Annotated in this window: 18 protein-coding genes; 8 read left to right on the top strand and 10 right to left on the bottom strand. The window is 43.7% G+C overall.

All coding sequences use genetic code 11. The annotated features are described in order from the left end of the window. Window positions 1-3: 3 nt before the first annotated feature. On the top strand, window positions 4-945 hold the full coding sequence (locus tag OCU90_RS18695) for a glycosyltransferase family 2 protein (protein WP_240513418.1): 942 nt from the start codon (window positions 4-6) through the stop codon (window positions 943-945). Window positions 946-1,030: 85 nt separating this feature from the next. Here the strand turns inward: OCU90_RS18695 and OCU90_RS18700 are convergent, their stop codons facing one another. Further along, entirely contained in the window at window positions 1,031-2,563 is a 1,533-nt protein-coding gene (locus tag OCU90_RS18700; protein WP_061025710.1) for an EAL domain-containing protein, read from the bottom strand. Window positions 2,564-2,875: 312 nt separating this feature from the next. Between OCU90_RS18700 and OCU90_RS18705 the strand changes: the two genes are divergently transcribed. From OCU90_RS18705 to OCU90_RS18715, 3 genes are all read left to right on the top strand, one after another. Beyond that, entirely contained in the window at window positions 2,876-3,523 is a 648-nt protein-coding gene (locus tag OCU90_RS18705) for a hypothetical protein (RefSeq protein WP_061025737.1), read from the top strand. Between the two features lie 39 nt (window positions 3,524-3,562). Beyond that, on the top strand, window positions 3,563-3,985 hold the full coding sequence (locus tag OCU90_RS18710) for a lysozyme inhibitor LprI family protein (protein WP_061025708.1): 423 nt from the start codon (window positions 3,563-3,565) through the stop codon (window positions 3,983-3,985). A 177-nt stretch (window positions 3,986-4,162) separates the two neighbouring features. Next, window positions 4,163-4,978: a carbon-nitrogen hydrolase family protein gene (locus OCU90_RS18715; RefSeq protein ID WP_061025707.1), complete on the top strand. Its 816-nt coding sequence runs from the start codon at window positions 4,163-4,165 to the stop codon at window positions 4,976-4,978. Window positions 4,979-5,063: 85 nt separating this feature from the next. Here the strand turns inward: OCU90_RS18715 and OCU90_RS18720 are convergent, their stop codons facing one another. From OCU90_RS18720 to OCU90_RS18755, 8 genes are all read right to left on the bottom strand, one after another. Continuing rightward, window positions 5,064-7,523 carry a CHASE3 domain-containing protein gene (locus OCU90_RS18720; RefSeq protein ID WP_061025706.1) on the bottom strand — a complete coding sequence of 820 codons (2,460 nt, stop codon included), beginning with the start codon at window positions 7,521-7,523 and terminating at the stop codon, window positions 5,064-5,066. Between the two features lie 224 nt (window positions 7,524-7,747). Beyond that, a complete protein-coding gene (locus OCU90_RS18725) occupies window positions 7,748-8,749 on the bottom strand; it encodes a substrate-binding domain-containing protein (protein ID WP_004730338.1) in 1,002 nt (333 codons plus the stop codon). A gap of 105 nt (window positions 8,750-8,854) precedes the next feature. After that, a complete protein-coding gene (rbsK, locus tag OCU90_RS18730; RefSeq protein ID WP_061025704.1) occupies window positions 8,855-9,799 on the bottom strand; it encodes a ribokinase in 945 nt (314 codons plus the stop codon). 192 nt (window positions 9,800-9,991) lie between these two features. Next, on the bottom strand, window positions 9,992-10,870 hold the full coding sequence (rbsB, locus tag OCU90_RS18735; protein WP_009844904.1) for a ribose ABC transporter substrate-binding protein RbsB: 879 nt from the start codon (window positions 10,868-10,870) through the stop codon (window positions 9,992-9,994). A 149-nt stretch (window positions 10,871-11,019) separates the two neighbouring features. After that, window positions 11,020-12,006 (bottom strand): ribose ABC transporter permease, encoded by a 987-nt coding sequence (rbsC, locus tag OCU90_RS18740; RefSeq protein WP_004730344.1) that lies wholly within the window; start codon window positions 12,004-12,006, stop codon window positions 11,020-11,022. Further along, window positions 12,003-13,508 (bottom strand): ribose ABC transporter ATP-binding protein RbsA, encoded by a 1,506-nt coding sequence (rbsA, locus tag OCU90_RS18745; protein ID WP_004730346.1) that lies wholly within the window; start codon window positions 13,506-13,508, stop codon window positions 12,003-12,005. Before rbsA ends, rbsC begins: the two co-directional genes overlap by 4 nt. Window positions 13,509-13,597: 89 nt before the next feature. After that, window positions 13,598-14,017: a D-ribose pyranase gene (gene rbsD, locus OCU90_RS18750; protein ID WP_029405037.1), complete on the bottom strand. Its 420-nt coding sequence runs from the start codon at window positions 14,015-14,017 to the stop codon at window positions 13,598-13,600. 234 nt (window positions 14,018-14,251) lie between these two features. Continuing rightward, window positions 14,252-14,653, bottom strand: coding sequence for a winged helix-turn-helix domain-containing protein (locus OCU90_RS18755; RefSeq protein WP_017081200.1), 402 nt, complete (start codon window positions 14,651-14,653; stop codon window positions 14,252-14,254). Window positions 14,654-15,042: 389 nt separating this feature from the next. On the opposite strand from OCU90_RS18755, the gene OCU90_RS18760 reads away from it, so the two are divergent. Further along, window positions 15,043-15,663 (top strand): porin family protein, encoded by a 621-nt coding sequence (locus OCU90_RS18760; RefSeq protein WP_017092018.1) that lies wholly within the window; start codon window positions 15,043-15,045, stop codon window positions 15,661-15,663. Window positions 15,664-15,844: 181 nt separating this feature from the next. Here the strand turns inward: OCU90_RS18760 and OCU90_RS18765 are convergent, their stop codons facing one another. Beyond that, the gene (locus tag OCU90_RS18765; RefSeq protein WP_061025702.1) at window positions 15,845-16,888 is read right to left on the bottom strand and encodes an endonuclease/exonuclease/phosphatase family protein; all 1,044 of its coding nucleotides are present in this window, start codon (window positions 16,886-16,888) and stop codon (window positions 15,845-15,847) included. Between the two features lie 192 nt (window positions 16,889-17,080). Between OCU90_RS18765 and bla the strand changes: the two genes are divergently transcribed. From bla to OCU90_RS18780, 3 genes are all read left to right on the top strand, one after another. Beyond that, on the top strand, window positions 17,081-17,944 hold the full coding sequence (gene bla, locus OCU90_RS18770; protein WP_061025701.1) for a class A beta-lactamase: 864 nt from the start codon (window positions 17,081-17,083) through the stop codon (window positions 17,942-17,944). A 257-nt stretch (window positions 17,945-18,201) separates the two neighbouring features. Then, window positions 18,202-20,097 (top strand): extracellular solute-binding protein, encoded by a 1,896-nt coding sequence (locus OCU90_RS18775; protein WP_061025699.1) that lies wholly within the window; start codon window positions 18,202-18,204, stop codon window positions 20,095-20,097. A 12-nt stretch (window positions 20,098-20,109) separates the two neighbouring features. Continuing rightward, window positions 20,110-21,198 carry a microcin C ABC transporter permease YejB gene (locus OCU90_RS18780; RefSeq protein WP_004730359.1) on the top strand — a complete coding sequence of 363 codons (1,089 nt, stop codon included), beginning with the start codon at window positions 20,110-20,112 and terminating at the stop codon, window positions 21,196-21,198. Window positions 21,199-21,205 lie beyond the last annotated feature (7 nt).

Below are 21,205 nucleotides of genomic sequence, written 5' to 3' on the forward strand. Positions count from 1 at the left end.
GTTTTGTTGATTCCTAAATTATGTATCGTGATTCCTTGTTATAATGAAGAGGATATATTTAGTTACACATTAAATTGTGTTAGTGATTTAATGTTGGAACTGATTGAATCCCAGATGATTTCTACTTCAAGTTATATCTTATTTGTAGATGATGGAAGTAGAGATAGAACTTGGGAGTTAATACTAGAAGCAAGTAAAGATGATTTCTTGGTGAAAGGAATTAAATTGGCAAGTAACGTCGGGCACCAAAAAGCACTTTTTGCAGGGCTGTCATACATAGATGGTGATATTTCAGTGACCCTAGATGCTGATCTTCAAGATGATATTTACATAATTAGATCTATGTTAGAAAGTTATCGACAAGGTATTGATGTCGTATTCGGTGTGCGAAGCTCTCGAGACTCAGATCGGTGGCTTAAGAAGACCTCTGCAAGATTGTTTTATAAATTTATCTCATTTTTAAGAATTCATCATATTGAAAATCATGCGGACTTTCGTTTGATGTCGCGCAAGGTCACTAGTGCGTTACTGGAACATCGAGAATCTAATCTATATTTACGAGGACTCATTCGTCAGATTGGCTTTAGTTCGAGCGTCGTAAAATACGTAAGAAATGAACGTAGTCTTGGTAAAAGTAAGTATTCATTAAAGAAAATGATCTCTTTAGCACTTGATGCTATAACCTCTCATTCAATTGTACCTTTACGTGTAATTACGTGCCTGGGGCTTGTTATTTCTTTTTTTTCTTTTATTGCAGGCATAAACTCTCTCTATATTAAATTTACAGGTGAAGCTATTGATGGTTGGACATCTTTGATCACTTCTATTTATTTTCTTGGGGGGGTTCAGTTAATGAGTTTAGGTGTGATAGGAGAGTATGTAGGGCGAACCTATATTGAATCAAAAAAAAGACCTGGTTTCTTCATTGATAAAGAAACCGGCTGAGTTTGGATTACATGTTGTTTATTAAGCAAGCGTTTAGGTTTCTTGTGTGATGTTTGGGCTTTATAGTGGAGTCATTAGACTATAACTAATTTTCGTGCTTATGTTGCTGTCTGAGCAAACTTATCGTCAGGCTTATTGGCATCGGTTTATAAAAATAGAAGCCTTGGATATAGTCGACGCCCAGTTTAGACAAGATGTTCACTTGGGATTCGTACTCAACCCCTTCGACGATGACTTGCATACCTAAGGTGCGGGACAACTGAAGCATGGACTCCAGCAAAGGGATACCAAGGCTTGATTCGTCGGATATGTTTTTCACAAACACGCGATCGATTTTGAGAATGCTGAACGGGAATTGTCTCACAAAGTCTAGGCCCGCATAGCCCGTACCAAAATCATCAATCGCAACTCTTACGCCCATATTCGATAGTTTGGTTAGGTTGCCTCTGATTTTGACCATGTCGGCATCAGAACATTCACCATCTTCGGTTACTTCGAAAACCACCTGCTTGAGAATCTCAGGGTGTCTTTTAAAGATGCTGATCACCTTGTTAGAGAAGTTACTATTGGACACAACGTTGCGGCTGATGTTGACGCTGATGTACTTTGATTCGAACACGTCTTGATTGCTTTTCAACGTCACTAATACTTTGCGCAGCACGAAGTAGGTGAGCTCCTCAATCAAGCCTAAGCTTTCTGCCAGAGGAATGAAGATAGCAGGGGATACATTACCTTCAATAGGGTCATTCCACCTGAGCAGCGACTCGCAGCCTACAATTTCAGTTGTGTTTTGGTTGACGATAGGCTGCATGTGAACATGTAAGTGTTTGTTTTTGAGTGCGCTAGACAGTGAGTATTCTAAGCTACGCTGGCTTTGCTTCTTATGTTTGATGGAAAGGATAATAATGGTGGTGATTCCGGCCATCAGAAAGCCAAACCACAAATAGTTCAACAGGAAGTTCCAATAATACTGATAGCCAATGTATGACGTGATGGTCAGCGGGTAAGCGTTCGATTGTATTCGTACTTTGGCAATAGACGGTGCTGTATCAGAAGGGTGAATATCTTTTTTAATCACCTCAACTTTGGCCTGAATTCCGTGCTTGCTCAGGTTTGTTTCTACAATGTCATAGATGAAATGTGGTGGGATCATCAGGCTCACTCCGGCATCTTCTTTGTTCGAGAAAATGAGCATGATGGACTGAACTTGCGTGATGGCCGAGTTGGAATACGACAAGGTTGTTAAGTTCAGGGCGTCATTGAGTCTTTGTCTGATGGTGCTGTACAGGCGAAATGAGACTTCGCCATCGGTGGTCGAGCAGTAAAAACGATCGTCTTTATTGAATACCGCCGCTTCTTTTACCCAATCGGCATCAAAAACGTTTTGGCGAAGTTGCCTAACCATCGAGTCGCAAGTGTGGTCCGGTGTGATGCTTGATAGAAAAAGGTCAAACCTTGATTGAATGCTCTCAAGCCTTGTTTCGACAAGCCTCGATGTGTCTTCCGTTAAATTCTGGTAGTGAGACGGTGTAAAAGGGATAAGCAATGCCATAGAAAAAAAGAAAGAAATGGCAAAGTAGAACGAAGTCTTGGCAAAATGTTGGTACTTGATATCCATAGTTGGAGAAGCGTTACCGGTTTGGGTGAGCATTCAAGTTAATTTATAAATTTAATGATAGCGATGCAAGGCAATGCATAAATAGTGTGAATGTGCGCACGTGTTATTTATTGAAATAGAGTATTTTATCGTCTTACTATAAAAATCAGAACGTTAGATATGCTTCCAAGGTTGAGTGTGTCGTTTTTTTGTTCAGTACTTTTGCGTTTTTTGATGAAGCGGATTGTTGCCGGTTTTTTATCATCAAATTGAAAACTGTAATTTTTGAAATAATGCGAGTGAGTGGATTTGAGCGTAATGATAAAAAATATGATTTGGATGTTGCTGCGTGTTTTGATCGCCTATTTGTTGATAGGTCCTACTTACGCGATCCTTATTTTGTCTAATACAGCAACACCTGTCTTTTTAGATACTAAGGTTGAGGTTTTAGCCTGGATCTCTTGTTTCCTTCTTGTGATTGGTTATGTACTGATTAGATTTTCTAAAACGAGGTACATGGGAAAATTATTATCGCTTAGTGTATTGGGGGCGGTAGTGTTAATCATGTATGTCGATGAGCGTTATCGGATTTTTGGAGTCAGCGTTAACGCTTGGAGCTTATTTTTAGCCGTTCTATATTTGACTATGCTTTTGTATTTCATTTTTCCAGTTAAGCAATTTAAGCCTTTACTGAGCTTAGTTCCTGTCGCTGGGGTATCTTGGTTTTTAGTTTGGACTTTCGTGGGTCCAATAAGCTTACCGTATGAGTTGATTAGCAATAAAACAACAATTTCAATAGCGAACTATCAAAAGGTAATCGACTTGCTACCTGAGTTGTACCTAGATGGTTTCCAGTCAGGTTTATTTTCCATGCTTCTTGTTCTGTGGTTATATGCTTTCATAATCTTGTGTCATAACCCTAAACGCAGTTATCAACAATTGGCGTCTCATGTCGTTAAGATTCGTAACGCTTGGTATTAATAGGGCGCATACACGTGCTTTTGAATTAGGGGAACAATAATGAAAAAGGTTTTAACGGTCGTGTTATTAACGTGTTTACCTTTGCTAGCATCAGCATCCGATGATGCTATCGATTGCGAGAATGCTATGAACACGCTAGAGATCAATCAGTGTGCGGCAATTGAGTTGGAATCTGCACAAGCGGAACTGGATAAATACCTTGCAGCCAGCTTTGAGCACAATGCTTATGATGCTGAGCTGGTAGCGTCAATTAAGAAAGCTCAGGAGAGCTGGCAGGCGTACATGACAGCACACTGCGACTCTGTTTACACCCAATGGCGTGATGGTTCCATTCGAGGGATTATGGCGCTTTCCTGCAAGACGACGTTAACCAAGCAGCGTACGCATGAAGTGTGGGCAAATTTCTTAACCTACATGGACAGCACTCCACCAGTTTTGCCAGAGCCTAAATTAGCGCCGTAGGCAGATTTGAAATGCGTACAGGACTGTGCTCCTGCTTCAACCTTTGGCGTGCTAATAAGAAAGCGATAGGGGATTGTCTTACTCTGTCGTTCTTAGTTCTTAGTTCTTAGTCTCTAGTTTGAAGTATTAAAGCTTGAAGCGTTACAGTTTGAAGTATTACCTAGCAAGGATTCTATTTTGAATAATGTCAGCATCACCCTTATTCAGCTTGAGGTTGAATACAAAAACAAACAAAAGAACATTGAGTCGGTCTCTGATCTTTTAGAAGCGGAATCGACAGTCGGGGATATCACTCTGTTGCCTGAATTGTTCACTACTGGATATATTTTTAACGATGCTGAAGAAATTCATGAACTGGCTGAAGATTTCAACGACAGCAGTACTATTGATTCGTTAACTCAGATGGCAGCGAAGCATCACACCTTGATTGTTGCGGGTATTGCCGAGAAAGATAGCGGCCAATATTACAATAGCGTCGTGGTGGTTGATGGTTCAGGTTTACTTCATAAATACAGAAAAGTCAGTCAAACCAAATTCGACAAACAGTATTTTTCACGTGGGTGTGAGCTCCTTACGTTTGAGCTCAAGGGCTTAAAGTTTGGTGTTGCGATTTGCTTTGATATTTGGTTCCCGGAGATCATGAGAGCGTATCAGTCGGTCGACGTTATTCTCCATCCCGCGAATTTTGGTGGTCATCATAGCTTTGCTATTGCTCAAGCGAGAGCTTTAGAAGAGGGGTGTCATGTCGTGACGTGTAATCGCGTTGGGCAGGATGTGGTTGATGCGTTTACCGCGACTTATTGTGGTAGCAGTAGAACCTATTCACCAAAGGGAGACTTAATGCTTCAGCTCAACGACAAGCAATCTGTAGAAACTGTGAGTATTCAAGATCTCTCGATTGCGCCGCAATACAATGGTATTGATGTCGAAGATGAGATCCAGCAAATAACCGCCCTGTTAAACCGTTCAACCATTAGACCGTTAGACCGTTAAATCGTTAGAACAAAGACTAGAGCGACATAAGATCGAAAAGCGCAAAGTGATTAAACCTTGCGCTTTGGTTTGAGAGTGAATTTTTTTAAGTTTTATCATTCATTTGAGTCTGGCGCTCAATCGAATTAACCGCTTTCATCCGCTGAGCTTGATGTATGTTGACCGTCAGTCGATTGAGCAGCTTTTGCAGCAGTTCAATATCAGGCAGTTGCTGATCTTTTGCCTGCACTTCTAGCTCTAATGCCTGCTTAGAAAGCATGTTGAGACCTAAGTTTAGCGACATACCTTTAATGGAGTGCAAGGTGCGACATAGTGGCTCTAACTCCTTCGATAAATAGTATTCGATGACTCGATCAACAGATTGTTCGAACTCAATAATGGTCGAATCGATAAGTAAGCTGAATCCTTCCGTGTCGTCTTTAAGTATGCGTATCACTTCTGACTGACTTATCTCTTCTTCTGTTAATCTCAGTGTTTCAATTGGCTTGCGATGAAGTTCGACGATGTTTTCGATGTCACTCGAGCCTTCGGTTTTTATTTGCTTAGGTAATCGATTCGAAAATTGTTGCAGGGCGTCGAAAAAGCTCTCTTGTTGCAGAGGTTTAGTCAGAATATGGTCGACACCGGCTTGAATGAAGTTGTCATGAGCTTCACGGAAAACATCAGCCGTGTAGGCGAATATCAAGGTGTCGAGTTTTAGTTTCTCGCGGATGTACTGAGTGGTCTCGATCCCGTTCATTTCCGGCATGTGATTGTCCATCAAGATCAGGTCGTATTGATTGATTTTGAGGCGTTCAATTGCCAATTTACCATTCTCCGAAAGATCAACATGATGGCCGAGCTTTTCACAGAAGCCTTGTGCCACGATCGCATTAATACGATTGTCTTCCACCAATAAAATACGCAATGAATCACAAGTCAGGTTTTCTGTATTGATTACTGGTGTGACGATATCCCCTGTTTTTCCTTCTTGCCAAGCGATAGGTAGAGAAACTTGGAATTTTGTACCAAGCCCGACAGCGCTCGTCAGTGTTATTTCACCATTCATCAAGTTGACTAGATTCTTAACGATCGCGAGGCCAAGCCCCGTCCCGCCAAACTTTCTTGTGGTTGAAGTGTCAGCTTGTTCAAACGAATTAAAAATTTGCTCGTGTTTGTCCTTTGGAATGCCAATACCCGTGTCTGTTACCGTGAGAATAAGTTGGTTGTTTGGTCTGTTGAGATCCGCTTGAATGGACACGTGACCTTCTTTGGTAAATTTGGTCGCATTACCGCCCAAGTTGAACATGATCTGACGTAATCTTGCACAGTCTCCGATCAGCTGGATGCTTGTTGGTATATTATTTTCGATTAACAGGCGAATGCCTTTTTCATCGGCCAAAGGTTTAAGCGCGCTACGTACAGGTTGTATTACTTGGACAAAATTAAAGGGTGCAAAGTCTAACTCAAGCTTATTTTCTTCCACTTTCGAGAAATCTAATATGTCGTTGAGTATCGTCATTAAATGATGGCCAGAATCGAGAATGAGATCGATGTTCTCTTTTGTTTCCGGCTCTTGGGTTTGGCTGGCAATGATCTGGGAGATACCAAGTACTCCATTCATTGGCGTTCGAATCTCGTGGCTCATGGTCGACAGAAACTCGCTCTTAGCCTTTACCGCCGCTTCTGCTTTAGTTCTTTCTTCGACTAACTCCTGATTTTTCTCTCGCATTTCGCTGTCATTTTTTACGAGGTTTGTTGTCATTTTTTGAAAGCTTTGTGTGAGGAGAGCCACTTCGTCTTGGCTGTCGTTCTTTGAACCAAGTTCGAGAGTCGCAGCGCCTTGTTTCAAATGGCCAGCGGCAACTTGGTTCGCTGCTTGAAGTAGAGTGTGTAATCTTCGTTTAATTCGCTTGGACGACCACGTAGCGACAAGGAGTGAGATAAACACCGAAAACAGTGTTCCCAGAATGAGTACATAACTGGTTTGATTGGCTGAGCTTTCGGACTTGGCGACTCTGACACTGATAAGTTGTTGTTCAATTTCAATAAATTGAGCAATCTCTTGACGGATCTCATCAATCAGTCTTTTTCCGGTTCGCTGCTGAGTGAGATAGACAACACTTTGCATTTCAGCTTCACCTCTGTTCACGAGGTTGCGCTGCATGATCTCTTTCTCTCCTGATTTTTCTAGCCATGTGTTGTGGATAGCATCAATTCGATTAAGGCGTTCAACTTGAGGTGGGTTGTCACTCACTTGAGTCGCAAGGGTTTGAATTTTTTGAGGCCATACATCAAGTGCTAAGTAGTAGGGTTCTAAAAAAGCGAGGTCACCGGAGATCAGATAGCCACGCTGAGCCGTTTCCATGTCTACTGTTAGGCTGAGAAGTTCTTGAGCCCGAGCGATGGCTTTGTGTGTATGAACGACCCAATTATTGTCTTTCACAATATTTCGGGTGTTGTCGTGAACAGAAAAAGCAACGATAAGCATCAAAGCGATAGGAATAAAAAAGCTAACCAATAGCTTCTTCTGTAGGGATATGTTGTCAAACCAACCCGCGATCATAAAACAGCGCTCTCCATGTCGATGTCATTTCATTGTTAGTGTAGATGATAATCAGTAGCTAAGTGCGTAAATAGTTGCTAAGCGCACAAATGCATAGGTTGGGGGTGTAAGTCCTGCATATAAAGGGTATTTATGGAGCAACTAAAAGTCGTAATTATGTACCAAAGACAAAAAAGCTAGCCCGAATAAGCTAGCTTTCAACTGTATCATGGGCAGGTTGAGCCCTAAATCGCTTTTACGCTGCTTCGCTCTACAAGAGTCGGTTCTAGTTCAACGACTTGCGGGTAGGCGTCTGGCGTTTGTAGTCGGCTTAACAGGGTATCGACCGCCGCTTTACCTAAACGGTGCTTTGGCTGGTGGATTGTGCTTAAAGCGGGTGTCATGTACTTAGATAAGTGGATGTCATCGTAGCCAATGATAGACAGGTCATTTGGAATCAATGTGCCATCTTGAGCTGCCGCATGAATCACACCCATCGCCATCATGTCGTTACTAACGAACAAGGCCGAAGGCATTTGACCACGGGCTTTTAATGTTTGGTAAGAATCAAAGCCACCATCACATTCGAAGTTTGATTCAACAATCCACTTAGGGTTGATCTCTAAATTCGCTTCTTCCATTGCTTGTTTATAGCCTTGATAACGAGAAGAGGCTTGGTTGCGATGTAGTGGGCCAGTAATACAGCCAATATCCGAGTGACCATTATCGATCAGGTGTTTGGTTGCCATGTAGCCACCTTGATGCGAGTTGTCTTGGATTTTATCACTTGCGAACAGCATTGGACCCCAGTCCATTACCACGACAGGTAACTCTGGGTAGCGCTCGAACACATCGATATGTTGACCTTCAAGCGTTGAACACATCAGCATCAAGCCATCGACGCGCTTTTGTAGCAAGGTATCGATAGAGGATTTCATGCGTTCGCTGTCGCCTTCGGTGTTACACAAGATAAGGTTGTAACCTTTCTCGTAGCAACGACGCTCAACACCTTTTACTACCTCACCAAAGAATGGGTTGGTAGAGGTGGTAACCAGCATGCCCAAGGTTTTGGTTTGCTTCATTTTTAAGCTGCGAGCCAATGCAGACGGCGCGTAGTTGAGTTCTTTGGCCGCACTGTTAACACGCTCAGCAATCTCTTCACTGACAAAACGTGATTTGTTCATCACATGGCTCACGGTAGACGTTGAAACTTTTGCAACCCGAGCGATGTCTTTCATTGTTGCCATATAAAATCCTTGTGGGAATCACTTTTCCACGTTGGGCGATATTCTGCCTGAAAACAGGGGCTTATGCTTGTTATTTGTTGTTACCGATTAACAGTCAAAATCAAGCTAAGCAGACAGTTGCTCTGCCAAAAACGCATCGGTTTCAGCACGGCTTGGAATCGACGTTTGAGCGCCAAAGCGAGTCACTGAAATGGCAGCGGCAGCGTGAGCAAACTTAATCGCGCGTTCTAATGGCATGTCTTCAAGCAAGCCTGTGACTAATGCGCCATTGAAAGTATCACCAGCGGCGGTTGTATCCGTTGCTTCAACGCGGAAGCCTGCGATTAATTCACCTTCGCTAGCTTCATTACCTTGACCACGATGACTCACCCACACGCCTTTCGCGCCTAGCGTGATCATTACCGTTTCGATGCCTTTAGCATGCAGAGCCAAAGCTGCCTGATGAGCAGATGCGTTGTCCGTCACGGTAATGCCCGTCAGCACTTCTGCTTCGGTTTCGTTGGGTGTGATCACATCAACACAAGCAAGCAGTGAATCCGATAATGGACGAGCAGGTGCCGGGTTAAGAATCACTTGCGTGCCGCTCTCTTTTGCTACTTTTGCTGCGTATTCAATGCCTTCAATTGGCGTTTCAAGCTGAGTCAGTAGGTATTTAGCGCCGCGAATCTTCTCTAGATACGGTTCGATTTGGTCGCAAGTCAGCTTGTTGTTGGCTTCCGCAGAAAGACAAATGCTGTTTTCGCCCGTTGCTGATACTTGGATCATCGCGATGCCCGTCGGTGTGTTTTCTGCAACGATCACACCGTCGATGTTGATGCCATCTTTGGCAAAGTCTTGACGGATATTGATGCCAAATGGGTCGTCACCAACACAGGCGATAAAGCCAATGTCTGCGTTTAATCTTGCTGCTGCTACGGCTTGGTTTGCGCCTTTTCCGCCAGGGATGACCTGATAGTTACCGCCAATCAAGGTTTCACCCGGACGAGGGAACGAAGGAACTTGCAGTACGTGGTCAGCGTTAACGCTACCTAAAACAATCAGTTGAGTCATGATACGAGCCTTATGATATATCGTATTTGAAAATGCATGGGTCTTTCTCATGGTGTTGACTGCGCTCTCGTTTGTAAGCGGCATGAGAAACAGCGATGCACTGTCGGAGTTTTGCTTTTTGTCTTGAGCCAATGAGCTAAGCAAAGCAGGGGATAGGGGACCCCTGCTTTATATCGTGTTATCTAGTAACGATTACTTAGCGATGATTTTTAGAGGTACTGGTACGTACTCGTCTACTGTTTCACCTTTCAGTACTTTGTCTGCCATTTCAACACCTAAAGAACCTATTAGGTCAGGTTGTTGTGCAACCGTTGCGCCAAGTAGGCCACGGTTAACAGCAGCGATGCCGTCTTCAGTGCCATCAAAGCCAACGATCATTACGTCTTTACCTGAAGCTTGAACTGCGCGAAGTGCACCTAGTGCCATTTCATCGTTTTGAGCGAATACCGCTTGTACGTCTGGGTTAGCTGCAAGCAAGTTTTCCATTACGTTCAGACCTTTAGTACGGTCGAAATCAGCAGGTTGGCTTGCAAGAAGCTCAAGGTCGCTGCCGTTTACTGCGTTCATGAAGCCTTCACCACGTTCACGAGCAGCAGAAGTACCAGCAATACCTTCAAGTTGTATTACTTTTGCTTTCTCGCCTACTTTTTCCATGATGAAGTGACCTGCCATTTCGCCGCCGATTACGTTATCAGAAGCAATGTGGCTCACTACGTCACCACGGCTCGCGCCACGGTCTAGCGTTAGTACAGGGATGTTTGAACGGTTAGCAATACGAATAGCGTTAGATACTGCATCTGAATCTGTAGGGTTAATCAGGATTGCCTTAACACCACGAATGGTTAGATCTTCAATGTTCGAAAGCTCTTTGCTTGGGTCGTTTTGAGAATCAAGAACGATAAGCTTGTAGCCTAGCTCTTCAGCTTTCGCTTCTGCGCCATCTTTCATGGTTACGAAGAATGGGTTGTTCAATGTAGACAGAACGATTGCCATTGTATCTTGCGCCTGTGCAGACACAGATACCGTTGTAGAAAGAAGAGCAGCAGAAATAAGAGTCGCTAATTTTTTCATGGTGTAAGTCCTTTGTGTAGGGTGAGCTAGGAGGTGAGTCCTAGCTCGTAGTTACATTATTTATAGATTCTAATATTTTAAGGTAAAACAAACTGTTACTTTTATTAAACTAGAGTGTTACTTGTATTAACCTAGAGTGTGAATAGGTTTTATTTGTTTTTGTTGTCGACCAATACCGCCAGAAGAATAACCACTGCTTTTGCAATCATCTGGTAGTAAGAAGATACGTCTAATAGGTTTAGGGCGTTGTTTAGGAAGCCGATAATCAGAGCACCAATCAATGTGCCCATGATGCGGCCACGACCGCCGGCTAAGCTTGTTCCACCCAATACTACTGCGGCGATGGCGTCTAGCTCATAACCCATACCTGCGGTAGGCTGAGCTGATGACAAACGAGATGCCACGATGATGCCTGCAACCGCTGCTAACAGACCACAGATTGCGTAAACGCCGATTTTTACTTTGTCTACGTCGATGCCAGACAGGCGAGTTGCTGATTCGTTGCCACCCAGTGCGTAAACGTAGCGACCAAAACGTGTGTGGTTAAGTAGGTACCATACTGCAGCGAATACCACGGCCATGATCCATACTGGAACTGGGATGCCCATTGCGTAGCCTGTACCGAACCAAGCGAACGCGTCTGCTGTGTCAGTAAAGCCAGTCGAGATAGGACGACCATCTGTGTAAACCATGGTTACGCCGCGCAATAGAGTCATTGTTACAAGCGTTGCAATGAAGGCTTGAACCTTACCCTTGGCGATAATCACGCCACTGATCGCACCCAATGCTGCGCCTGCTACTAGAGCGGTTGGCACTGCGATCATCACTGGGATTTCCATGCCAATCATGCTGGCTGCGAAAGCACCACAAAGTGCAAGTACAGAACCAACACTCAAGTCGATACCCGCGGTTAAGATAACCAGTGTCATACCTACTGCGATAATGGCGTTAATCGAAGTTTGGCGCAGGATATTGAGGATGTTATCGACGGTGAAAAAGTTTGGGTTTAAGAAAGAAACGACAACAATCAGGAAGATCAAAGCAATCAATGACTTTTGATCAATCAGCCACTCTTTGCTGATTAACGGCTTTTTCTTTGGAGCTTCAGTTGTTTTGCTCATGGTTTTAGTACTCATGCTGCGTCCTCGTTGATCTTTTTACCGACCGCACACGCCAGTAATAATTCTTGGTTTGCTTCTTTAGCATCAAATTCACCGCTTACACGGCCTTCATGCATCACCATGATGCGGTCACTCATTCCTAACACTTCTGGCATTTCAGACGAGACCAAAATGATGCTCATGCCGTCGGCTTTAAATTTATTAATGAGTTGGTAAATCTCTTTCTTCGCACCGACATCGACACCACGAGTGGGTTCATCAAGAATCAGTACTTTTGGTTTGGTCATCAAGCCTTTAGCAATTGCGACTTTCTGTTGATTACCGCCAGAAAGGTTGCCAATTATTTGTTCGCGAGTCGGGGTTTTGATGTTGAACAGCTTGATGAAGTCATCAACTGCAATCACTTCATCTTTATGTTGGATTTGACCTTTCTTAGTCAGCAGATCCAGTGCACATAACGACATGTTTTCTTTCACTGAAAGTCCTAGCACAAGGCCATCGCCTTTACGGTCTTCAGAGATGTAAGCAATGCCATTGGCCAAGCCATCTTTCGGGCTTACAGGGTTGATGGTTTTGTTTTCTAGGTTGATGACGCCGCGCTCACTTGGAAGGGCACCGTAAATCACTTTCATCAGTTCAGTTCGGCCAGCACCCATAAGACCAGATACACCCAGGATTTCGCCGCGCTTCAGAGTAAAGCTCACGTCATGGACACCAGAACCCGTTAGGCCAATCACTTCAAGACAGGTTTCACCGTGGCTCTGGCCGATACGTGGATATTGCTCGTCCAACTTACGGCCAACCATCATTTCGATTAGGCCATCTTCGTCGGTGTCTTTTACTTCACACTGACCAATAAACTTACCGTCACGAAGCACGGTGATGTCATCGCAAATTTCGAAGATCTCTTTCAAACGGTGAGAGATGTAAACAATGCCGCAGCCTTCAGAACGTAGCTCGTTAATCACCTTAAATAGCGACTCAGTTTCGGTATCAGTGAGCGCATCGGTTGGTTCATCCATGATGATGACCTTAGATTCAAACGATAGGGCTTTTGCGATCTCTACCATTTGTTGCTCACCAAGGCTCAACTGACCTAAAGGTGTTTTTGAACTGTGTTTCACGTTAAGGCGTTTAAGTAGCTTGTCGGCTTCTTGGTACATCTCGTTCCACAAGATGCGACCCATGGTTCCCGTGATTTCACGACCTAAGAAGATGTTCTCGGCGATGGTTAACTCAGGAATTAGGTTCAGTTCTTGGTGAATGATACTAATGCCTGCTTGTTGAGAGTCACGCGGTCCTTTAAATGCAGCTGGTTTTCCTTGGTAAGCGATAGTGCCGCTGTCCAAGTGGTAGATACCCGTAAGCACTTTCATAAGCGTGGATTTACCTGCACCGTTTTCACCCATTAACGCCATTACGCGTCCTGGATAAACGTTGAGGCTTGCCTTATCCAGTGCTTTCACACCAGGGAAGGCTTTCTCAATTGAGCTAAGTTCTAAAATGGCTTGAGTCATGTCGGTTCCTTTACTCGGGGCCAGTTGTATTTGGTTGTGTCTATCTTTTTTCAGCAATGACGCTGGACTGTCTTTGCGTTTCGCTTGAGCTAAAACGTTACGCCAGCTTGGAAAATAACATTTGCGTATGGTGTGCACTCACCAGTGCGAATCACCGCGCGGCTTTCATGCGTACGCTCTTTGAATTCTTCATGAGTGATGTAAGTAATCGAAAGCGGTTTGCCGCAACGCGCTTCTTCTGTCTTGATCAAATCAATCAGCGCAGCGTGATGGTCTGGGCTTACTTTCGCAAACTCTTCTGCGATGACAACGCCTTCAATTTGAGATTCATCCAGCATGGTTTTTACTGTCTGCTGAAAACTTGGAACACCGTGAGTCAAAGCAAGGTCTATGCGAGTCACATGATCCGGAATCGGCAACCCTGCATCACAAATCGTGATTTCATCTGTATGGCCAAGAGTCGCCACTAGGTAAGAGAGCTCAGAGTTTATTAGGGTACTTTTTTTCATATCACGACCTATCGAAAAATAACGTTTAATGGGTTGAGAACAACTCAAGAAAAAGCCATCGAAACGTTTCGATAGTGATAATAGTGTGTGATTTATCATTTGCACGTTTGATTGTTTTAGAGTGTGATAACGATCATCGAAACGTTTCGATGGGGCGTTTTTTGGTGATCGCAATCACTTTCATCGGCAATTAAGAAGGTAAGGCAACGTAACGTTAACTTAAGGCAAAGGGAGCTAAAGTTTATTCACCGGAACATTTTGAACAGATTCTATAGGGGAGGTTTTAAGGGGTGTTTCTATTGCTACATATCCAGCTTCATTGGTATTGGGTATGACGAACAACGTATAGCCATATCGAGGAATCGTAACAATTTTGATGTTAGATGCTCTCAAGCGAACAAAAACATTCCTTAAGCAATAAATGACATTGGTTAGTGCTTGTGTCGGCACCGTTTCGTTTCCCCAACATGCGTTCACGATGTCTTTTCTAGGGATGGGTTGTCCGGCGCTTTTCGACAGTAGACAAAGCACGGAAAACAAGTGGTGACGTAAATAGATCTTGTTCCCCTGTTTGTTCGTGATGTTTCGAGTATCTACATTAAGAGTTAGGTCGCCAAAGTGGATTTCGTTATTCATTGTTTTTCGATCTTTCTCATTCTTCATTGTGGAGGAGTGGGTTGGGATAGCAGATAAAGCGCGCGGATTATGCAAAATAACGTCACTGTTGAAAGTAAGCATGCGTAAGTCTGCACGAATAAAATCTAAAAATGGGATGGTTTGAAAATTGCTGGGAGGTTTTTTTAAGAAATAGATAGATTTTATTTGTCTATTATTCAGATGGTTATTTAGCTATAACTGATTATGTTGTATGAGATTACAAAGTGATTATATATTTATTTATTTTTTTGTTTTCTGTGAGATTAACCTGCTTGCCAATTCGACGGGGTGTCGGATAACTCTAACAAGATTGTGCAGCACAGGAAGGCGTAACAATCTTGATTTGCATTAAGTAAGGTCAAGCCGTAATGAACAAAAAATTTCTTCTAAGCATCGCAATGATGTCAGTATTTTCAGCAAACAACGTAATGGCAGCGGACAGCGGTTTCTACCTAGGTGGTGCAATCGGTACGTCTGGTGTGGATGACGGTGGCATGTTTGATTCTGTAAATGTACCCGTTAGCTTTGAAGCAGAAGACAACACATATCGTTTGATTGCAGGTTACAAATTTAATCGCATCGTTGCGATTGAAGCGCAATACACGGACTTTGGTGATGTTGTTGCTAAATCACCAGGTCGTAATGATGGTTTCACTTGGACACCTCAAATCTTTTCAGTAACGGCTAATCTTGGTTACACGTTTGATAATGGCGTTCGTCCGTTTGGTACTATCGGTTTATCGACTATTGATCTAGACATGAAGCTTGCAGACGGCTCTCGCCCTTCAGAAAGTGGTTTTGATGATACGGGAGACGGCATCCGTATGGGTGTTGGTGTTGAATACACACCACCTACAATGTCTTCGTTGAGCTTTCGCCTAGCGTACGAAGCCGATGCTTTTGACATCGAAGATAACGACAACGGACACAAGACAGAAGAAACCGTTGTTCTGGACTCTTTTTACTTAGGCGCAATGTACACATTCTAAGTTTAACACCTTGCTAAACGGTAAATCGGTTCTAAATGGGGCGTCGGTTGGCTCAACCCGTTTGGCTAAAGTGGAAAGCCGCAGTTTTTGACTGCGGTTTTTTTCTGTCTGTTACAGCTTGCGTTTGTACATGTTCGGATTAGGTAAGACGCCTGTTTAAAAGCGAACCTGAATCAGGCAGTTAAGCTTCACGAATATGAGCGGTTACAGCAACGATGGCATGGTCAGTACTGAATTGATCGTGTTCAAAACTAGGATTGATGAGGTGATGATCGACCACGGTGTAATCAGACAATTCCATCAAACTTGAAGAGTTCTGACAATCGAATTCGTTCGACATCAAAATGTAATCCAGTACAGACCCAGAAGCTCCGTAGTAATGGGTTGGTTTACGCTGTTCAAGCAAGTCTTCTTCATGCAATTGATGATAGAGATCCCAGCTGTCTTTTAAGCAGAAGTGCGATAACCAATGTCTACTCGCTTCATCTCGGTTCAACGAATAGCTCAACAGTCCTTTGAACTCATCGTGAAACAGTGGTTTGTTAAAGTCACCCATTAACACAACTGGCTGATCGGTTTGATAGCGCTGATTGGTGATGTATTGATGCAGCATCTGAGCTTCTAGACCGCGCTGCACACTCGATAGCCAAGAACCAAGTTGTTCTTGATGAAGCTTAACCAGCGTGTCACTTTGCGGCTTTTTATCTGCTGAGCGGCTACAGGATTTTAGCGGTTCAGTTTTGGGTTCGGTTGGACGTTGCGATTTGAAGTGCACCACATAACAATCAGTCGAGCCCAAATGGGGTAAGGTAATTGTGGCGTGTACTGGCGTTCGGTTGAATGAGAAACTGTCACTAAGATTGAAGGCTGAAAGCAACTCTAAATCGGGTTTAACCGGCTGCACTTTTTTAATCGGGTAGCGAGAGGCGATACCCACGACAGGCGAGGTATACAGGTAATCATCTTCAACATGCGCGCTATCGACGACAGCAAAGTACGGGTAACCAAGCTCTTTCATCAATTGCTCTAAAGAATGCGAGCTAAATATCTCCTGAAAGCCAATCACATCGCAATCTAATGATTTAATCGCTTCAGCCATCCAATGTTGCTTCTTCTGCCATTCTTCGAAGCTGTAGATGTTCTCAAAATCATAATAAGCATTCGGTGGCTCGAGGTAGTTCAAAAGGTTGAACGTTGCGAATGTTATTTGGTTTGGTTTGTTCAAGGTTGAATCCTATTGAAATCACTCTTTTAAGGATATCTAAAATACTGAGATATTGTTCGGATTTAGTTAGTTATTTTCATTTGATCTAGCGAAGGTTGTCGCTTTCTGCTCAGATTCTCTCAATTCGATGCTCTTTAGGTGTCGAGTTTAATTTTATATACGATCAATCGATCGTTTTTTTATGGTTTCACAATGAAAAAATATACTTCTCTCGCTCTTGTGTTGTTGAGCGTTTTCTTTTCTACGTCATCGTTGAGTCATTCCTTAGAACCTCAATCTATTGAGCAAATTGAATCTCGTGTATCGGCACGCATTGGTATTGCTGTTTATGATTCTGCAACTAAGCAAACATGGAGTTATAAGGGCGACGAACGCTTTCCGATGATGAGTACCTTTAAAACCCTAGCTTGTGCAAATCTTCTCTATGACTTTGAAAATGAAGGGTTAGATTTAGAATCTAAGGTTGGGGTTAAATCTGATGAGCTTATTGCTTGGTCTCCGATGACTAAAGCGTTTGTCGGTAAAGAAATCTCACTCACAGGTGCATGTGCTGCAACCATGGAAATGAGCGACAACACGGCCGCTAATATAGTGTTAGCTGGTATTGATGGGCCTAACGGGTTAACAGAGTTTTTGCGTTCAATCGGAGACCGCGAAACGCGTCTTGACCATATCGAACCCGATTTGAATCATGCTCGTCCGGGCGATGAGCGTGACACCACGACACCAAACACTATGGTAAAAACGTTAAACGAATTGGTGTATGGCAACGTGCTATCAGAAGAATCTAAAGCTCAGCTAAAGACTTGGATGATGGATAATAAAGTCTCCGATGGGATGATCCGTTCTATTCTGCCGGATGGTTGGAATATTGCCGATAGGTCTGGAGCGGGCGCTTATGGCTCACGTGCTATCACGGCTATCGTGTGGAGTGAAACTCGCGCTCCGTTAATCATCAGTATCTCTCTTACAGAAACCGAGTTAACCATTCAAGAGCGTGACACTGTGATAAATGAAATTGGTCAACTCATCTTTGATGCGTATCGCGTACAGTAGTTAATACCACGTTCAATAGTTAATACCCACTTCACTATACTTCGCGCTAGTCACTGGTCCAGCTTCGGTGCTAGCGTGTTTTATTCTTTAGACTGAACCGAGCAATTTGTAAATAAACCGTCAGAGATGGAGTGCTGATGGTTTTATTAGTTATTACATGATGTTAGATTTGAACCTATACTTGATTTAACGGCATGCATTCAAAGCCGATTAATTAACTTGAATATCGAATTCATGACATTTGAAGGGAGAGTCAAATGGGAACAGTTTTTCGACGCAAAGCCTCGCAGCGCACTCAGTTTTTCAGGTCTAATTTAAAGTCCTGTGCAATCATGTTGCCGCTTATTGCTTTACAACCCTCCGTTACTTACGCTTCTGAAACCCAATCAACTCCTGCTGTCACCGTTATTGAAACCACACAACTGGTTGGTTTTGGTGAAGCAAAATATCCAGCCGATTTTACTCACTTCGATTACGTTAATCCTGATGCGCCAAAGCAGGGCAAAGTGACCTATGGCAGCATAGGTACCTACGATAGCTTTAATCGATTCGGTTCCCGCGGCGTTGCTGCAAGTTACACCGGAGAGATTTACGATACCTTGATGTTTTCTCCGAGTGACGAGATTGATGCGTACTATCCATTGATCGCTTCAAAGGTTCGCTACGCCAGTGATTTCACGTGGATGGAAATCGACATCAACCCAAATGCTAAATTCCAAGATGGCGAGCCAATCACCGCGCATGATGTTGCCTTCACTTTTGACAAGTTCTCAACCGAGGGCGTGCCTCAATATCGTGTGTATTACAAAGAGATTAAGTCAGTAAAAGCGGTCTCTGATTTGGTTGTTCGTATTGAAATGAACAGTCCAAACCGCGAAAAACTGTTCAGCTTCGCGCAAAGCACTCGTGTATTGCCGAAACATTTCTGGAAAGACAGAAAGCTGTCTGAGCCTCTAAGTGAGCCACCAGTCGGTAGTGGTCCCTATAAGATCATCAGCTACAAATCAGGCCAAAGTGTTACCTATGGTCTAGATGAAAATTACTGGGCAGCAGACTTACCAGCTAACGTTGGCCGTAATAACTTCAAGCAGGTGCAATACGATTACTACCGTGACGACACGGTAATGCTGGAAGCCTTCAAAGCAGGGGAGTTCGATCTTCGAACCGAGAACTCGGCTAAGTTCTGGGCCAACTCTTATACGGGCGCGAACTTCGATAAAGGCTACATCATTAAAGAAGAGATCAACCACGAGAAGCCTGAAACAACACAAGGTTTCGTCTTCAACATTCAATCTCCTGTGTTTTCTGATCCTAAGGTACGTGAAGCGTTAACGTACGCGATGGACTTTGAGTGGATGAACAAGAACATGTTCTATGGTCAGTACAAACGTACCCGTAGCTACTTCCAAAACACAGACTATGAAGCGAAAGGCTTACCAAGCGAAGCTGAAGTCGAGTTGTTGTCTCAATACAAAGATCAGATTCCACCGCGAGTTTTCACCGAAGAATTCCAACCACCCGTTACCGATGGCAGCGGTCGTATTCGTAGCCAGATGCGTACCGCTTTCAAATTGTTGAAAGAAGCGGGTTGGGTGCTGAAAGACAAAGTAATGACCAACGAAAAGACGGGCAAGCCGATGTCATTTGAGTTGCTGATTTACAGCCCAACTACGGAACGTATCGCAACGCCGGTTCAAAAGAACCTTAAGCGCATGGGTATTGAGATGAAGATCCGTACCATCGATACGACTCAGTACATCAAGCGCTTGCGTGATCGTGATTTCGATATGGTTTCGTCGTCATTTTCCGCAAACCCTTATCCTAGCCCGAACTTAATGATCGTTTGGAACTCTAACTACATTGATTCTACTTACAATACTGCAGGTGTTATCGATCCAGTGGTTGACGCGTTAACAGAAGAAATTGCGCGTAACCAACAGCATCCTGAAAAGCTTCTTACTCTAGGTCGTTCACTAGATCGAGTATTGCAGTGGAATTTCTACAACATCCCGCAATGGCACGTTGGAGAGTATCGCGTAGCAATGTGGGACAAGTTTGAGCGTCCAGATGTATTGCCTAAATACGATTTAGGTATCGATACATGGTGGATTTCAGAAGAGAAGGCGGCATTGCTTCCTGAAAAACGTCGCTAGGAGTTAGTTAGCATGGCCGCGTATATATTTCGACGTTTATTGTTGGTGATCCCCACGCTGTGGGCGATCATCACCATCAACTTTTTCATCATCCAGATTGCGCCTGGAGGCCCGGTAGAACAAGCAGTTGCTCAATTAGAAGGGCATAACTCTGGCATCATGGAGCGCTTTTCTGGTGGTGGACAGGAAGTTGATTTAAGCGAAAGTGATCAAGCGTCTGCCAGTGGTTATAAAGGCTCACGCGGGCTTGATCCTGAAGTGGTTGAAGAGATCAAAAAGCAGTTTGGTTTTGATAAGCCGATCCACGTTCGCTACTTCGACATGTTGAAAAACTACGCGACCTTTAACTTCGGTGAAAGCCTGTTTAAGGGCGGCAACGTTATTGATCTCATCATCGAGCGACTGCCGGTTTCCATTTCCTTGGGGTTATGGAGTACCTTAATCATCTACGTGATCTCGATACCCTTGGGCATCATGAAGGCGATACATCACGGCTCTCGGTTTGATATTTGGTCGAGTGCGGTGGTGATTGTTGGTTATGCGGTGCCGGGCTTCTTGTTTGCGATCATCCTGATTATTTTGTTTGCGAGTGGTAACTACTTCAGTTGGTTCCCGTTACGTGGACTCGTGTCGAGTAATTTCGACCAACTTAACTGGTATCAGCAAATAGGCGACTATTTTTGGCACTTAGCTTTGCCTATTTTTGCCATGGTTATCGGTGGCTTTGCAACACTGAGTATGCTGACCAAAAACTCCTTCCTTGATGAAATCAACAAGCAATATGTGGTGACCGCGCGAGCGAAAGGTTTGGACGAGAGCAGCATTCTCTACAAGCACGTTTTTCGTAATGCCATGTTGATCATTATTGCGGGTTTCCCGAGTGCATTTATTAGTATTTTCTTCACGGGTTCTATGCTGATTGAAGTGATGTTTTCACTCGAAGGCATCGGTCTGCTTGGCTTTGAGTCGACCATTCAGCGAGATTACCCAGTGGTGTTCAGCTCTCTCTATATCATGACCTTGCTAGGCTTGGTGCTGAGCATTATCTCCGACCTGACGTATACCTGGGTTGATCCTCGAATTGATTTTGAAGCGCGTTAATGTCGAA

It is taken from the genome of Vibrio splendidus (assembly GCF_024347615.1).
Taxonomy (GTDB): domain Bacteria; phylum Pseudomonadota; class Gammaproteobacteria; order Enterobacterales; family Vibrionaceae; genus Vibrio; species Vibrio splendidus.

What these genes read in the sequence shown, in the direction of transcription:
- OCU90_RS18710 (WP_061025708.1), top strand. Translation starts at nt 3,563, where the DNA reads ATGAAAAAGGTTTTAACGGTCGTGTTATTAACGTGTTTACCTTTGCTA.
- rbsA (WP_004730346.1), bottom strand. Translation starts at nt 13,508, where the DNA reads ATGACTCAAGCCATTTTAGAACTTAGCTCAATTGAGAAAGCCTTCCCT.
- OCU90_RS18780 (WP_004730359.1), top strand. Translation starts at nt 20,110, where the DNA reads ATGGCCGCGTATATATTTCGACGTTTATTGTTGGTGATCCCCACGCTG.
- rbsK (WP_061025704.1), bottom strand. Translation starts at nt 9,799, where the DNA reads ATGACTCAACTGATTGTTTTAGGTAGCGTTAACGCTGACCACGTACTG.
- bla (WP_061025701.1), top strand. Translation starts at nt 17,081, where the DNA reads ATGAAAAAATATACTTCTCTCGCTCTTGTGTTGTTGAGCGTTTTCTTT.
- OCU90_RS18775 (WP_061025699.1), top strand. Translation starts at nt 18,202, where the DNA reads ATGGGAACAGTTTTTCGACGCAAAGCCTCGCAGCGCACTCAGTTTTTC.
- OCU90_RS18720 (WP_061025706.1), bottom strand. Translation starts at nt 7,523, where the DNA reads ATGATCGCGGGTTGGTTTGACAACATATCCCTACAGAAGAAGCTATTG.
- OCU90_RS18760 (WP_017092018.1), top strand. Translation starts at nt 15,043, where the DNA reads ATGAACAAAAAATTTCTTCTAAGCATCGCAATGATGTCAGTATTTTCA.
- OCU90_RS18755 (WP_017081200.1), bottom strand. Translation starts at nt 14,653, where the DNA reads ATGAATAACGAAATCCACTTTGGCGACCTAACTCTTAATGTAGATACT.
- rbsC (WP_004730344.1), bottom strand. Translation starts at nt 12,006, where the DNA reads ATGAGTACTAAAACCATGAGCAAAACAACTGAAGCTCCAAAGAAAAAG.
- rbsB (WP_009844904.1), bottom strand. Translation starts at nt 10,870, where the DNA reads ATGAAAAAATTAGCGACTCTTATTTCTGCTGCTCTTCTTTCTACAACG.
- OCU90_RS18725 (WP_004730338.1), bottom strand. Translation starts at nt 8,749, where the DNA reads ATGGCAACAATGAAAGACATCGCTCGGGTTGCAAAAGTTTCAACGTCT.
- OCU90_RS18700 (WP_061025710.1), bottom strand. Translation starts at nt 2,563, where the DNA reads ATGGATATCAAGTACCAACATTTTGCCAAGACTTCGTTCTACTTTGCC.
- rbsD (WP_029405037.1), bottom strand. Translation starts at nt 14,017, where the DNA reads ATGAAAAAAAGTACCCTAATAAACTCTGAGCTCTCTTACCTAGTGGCG.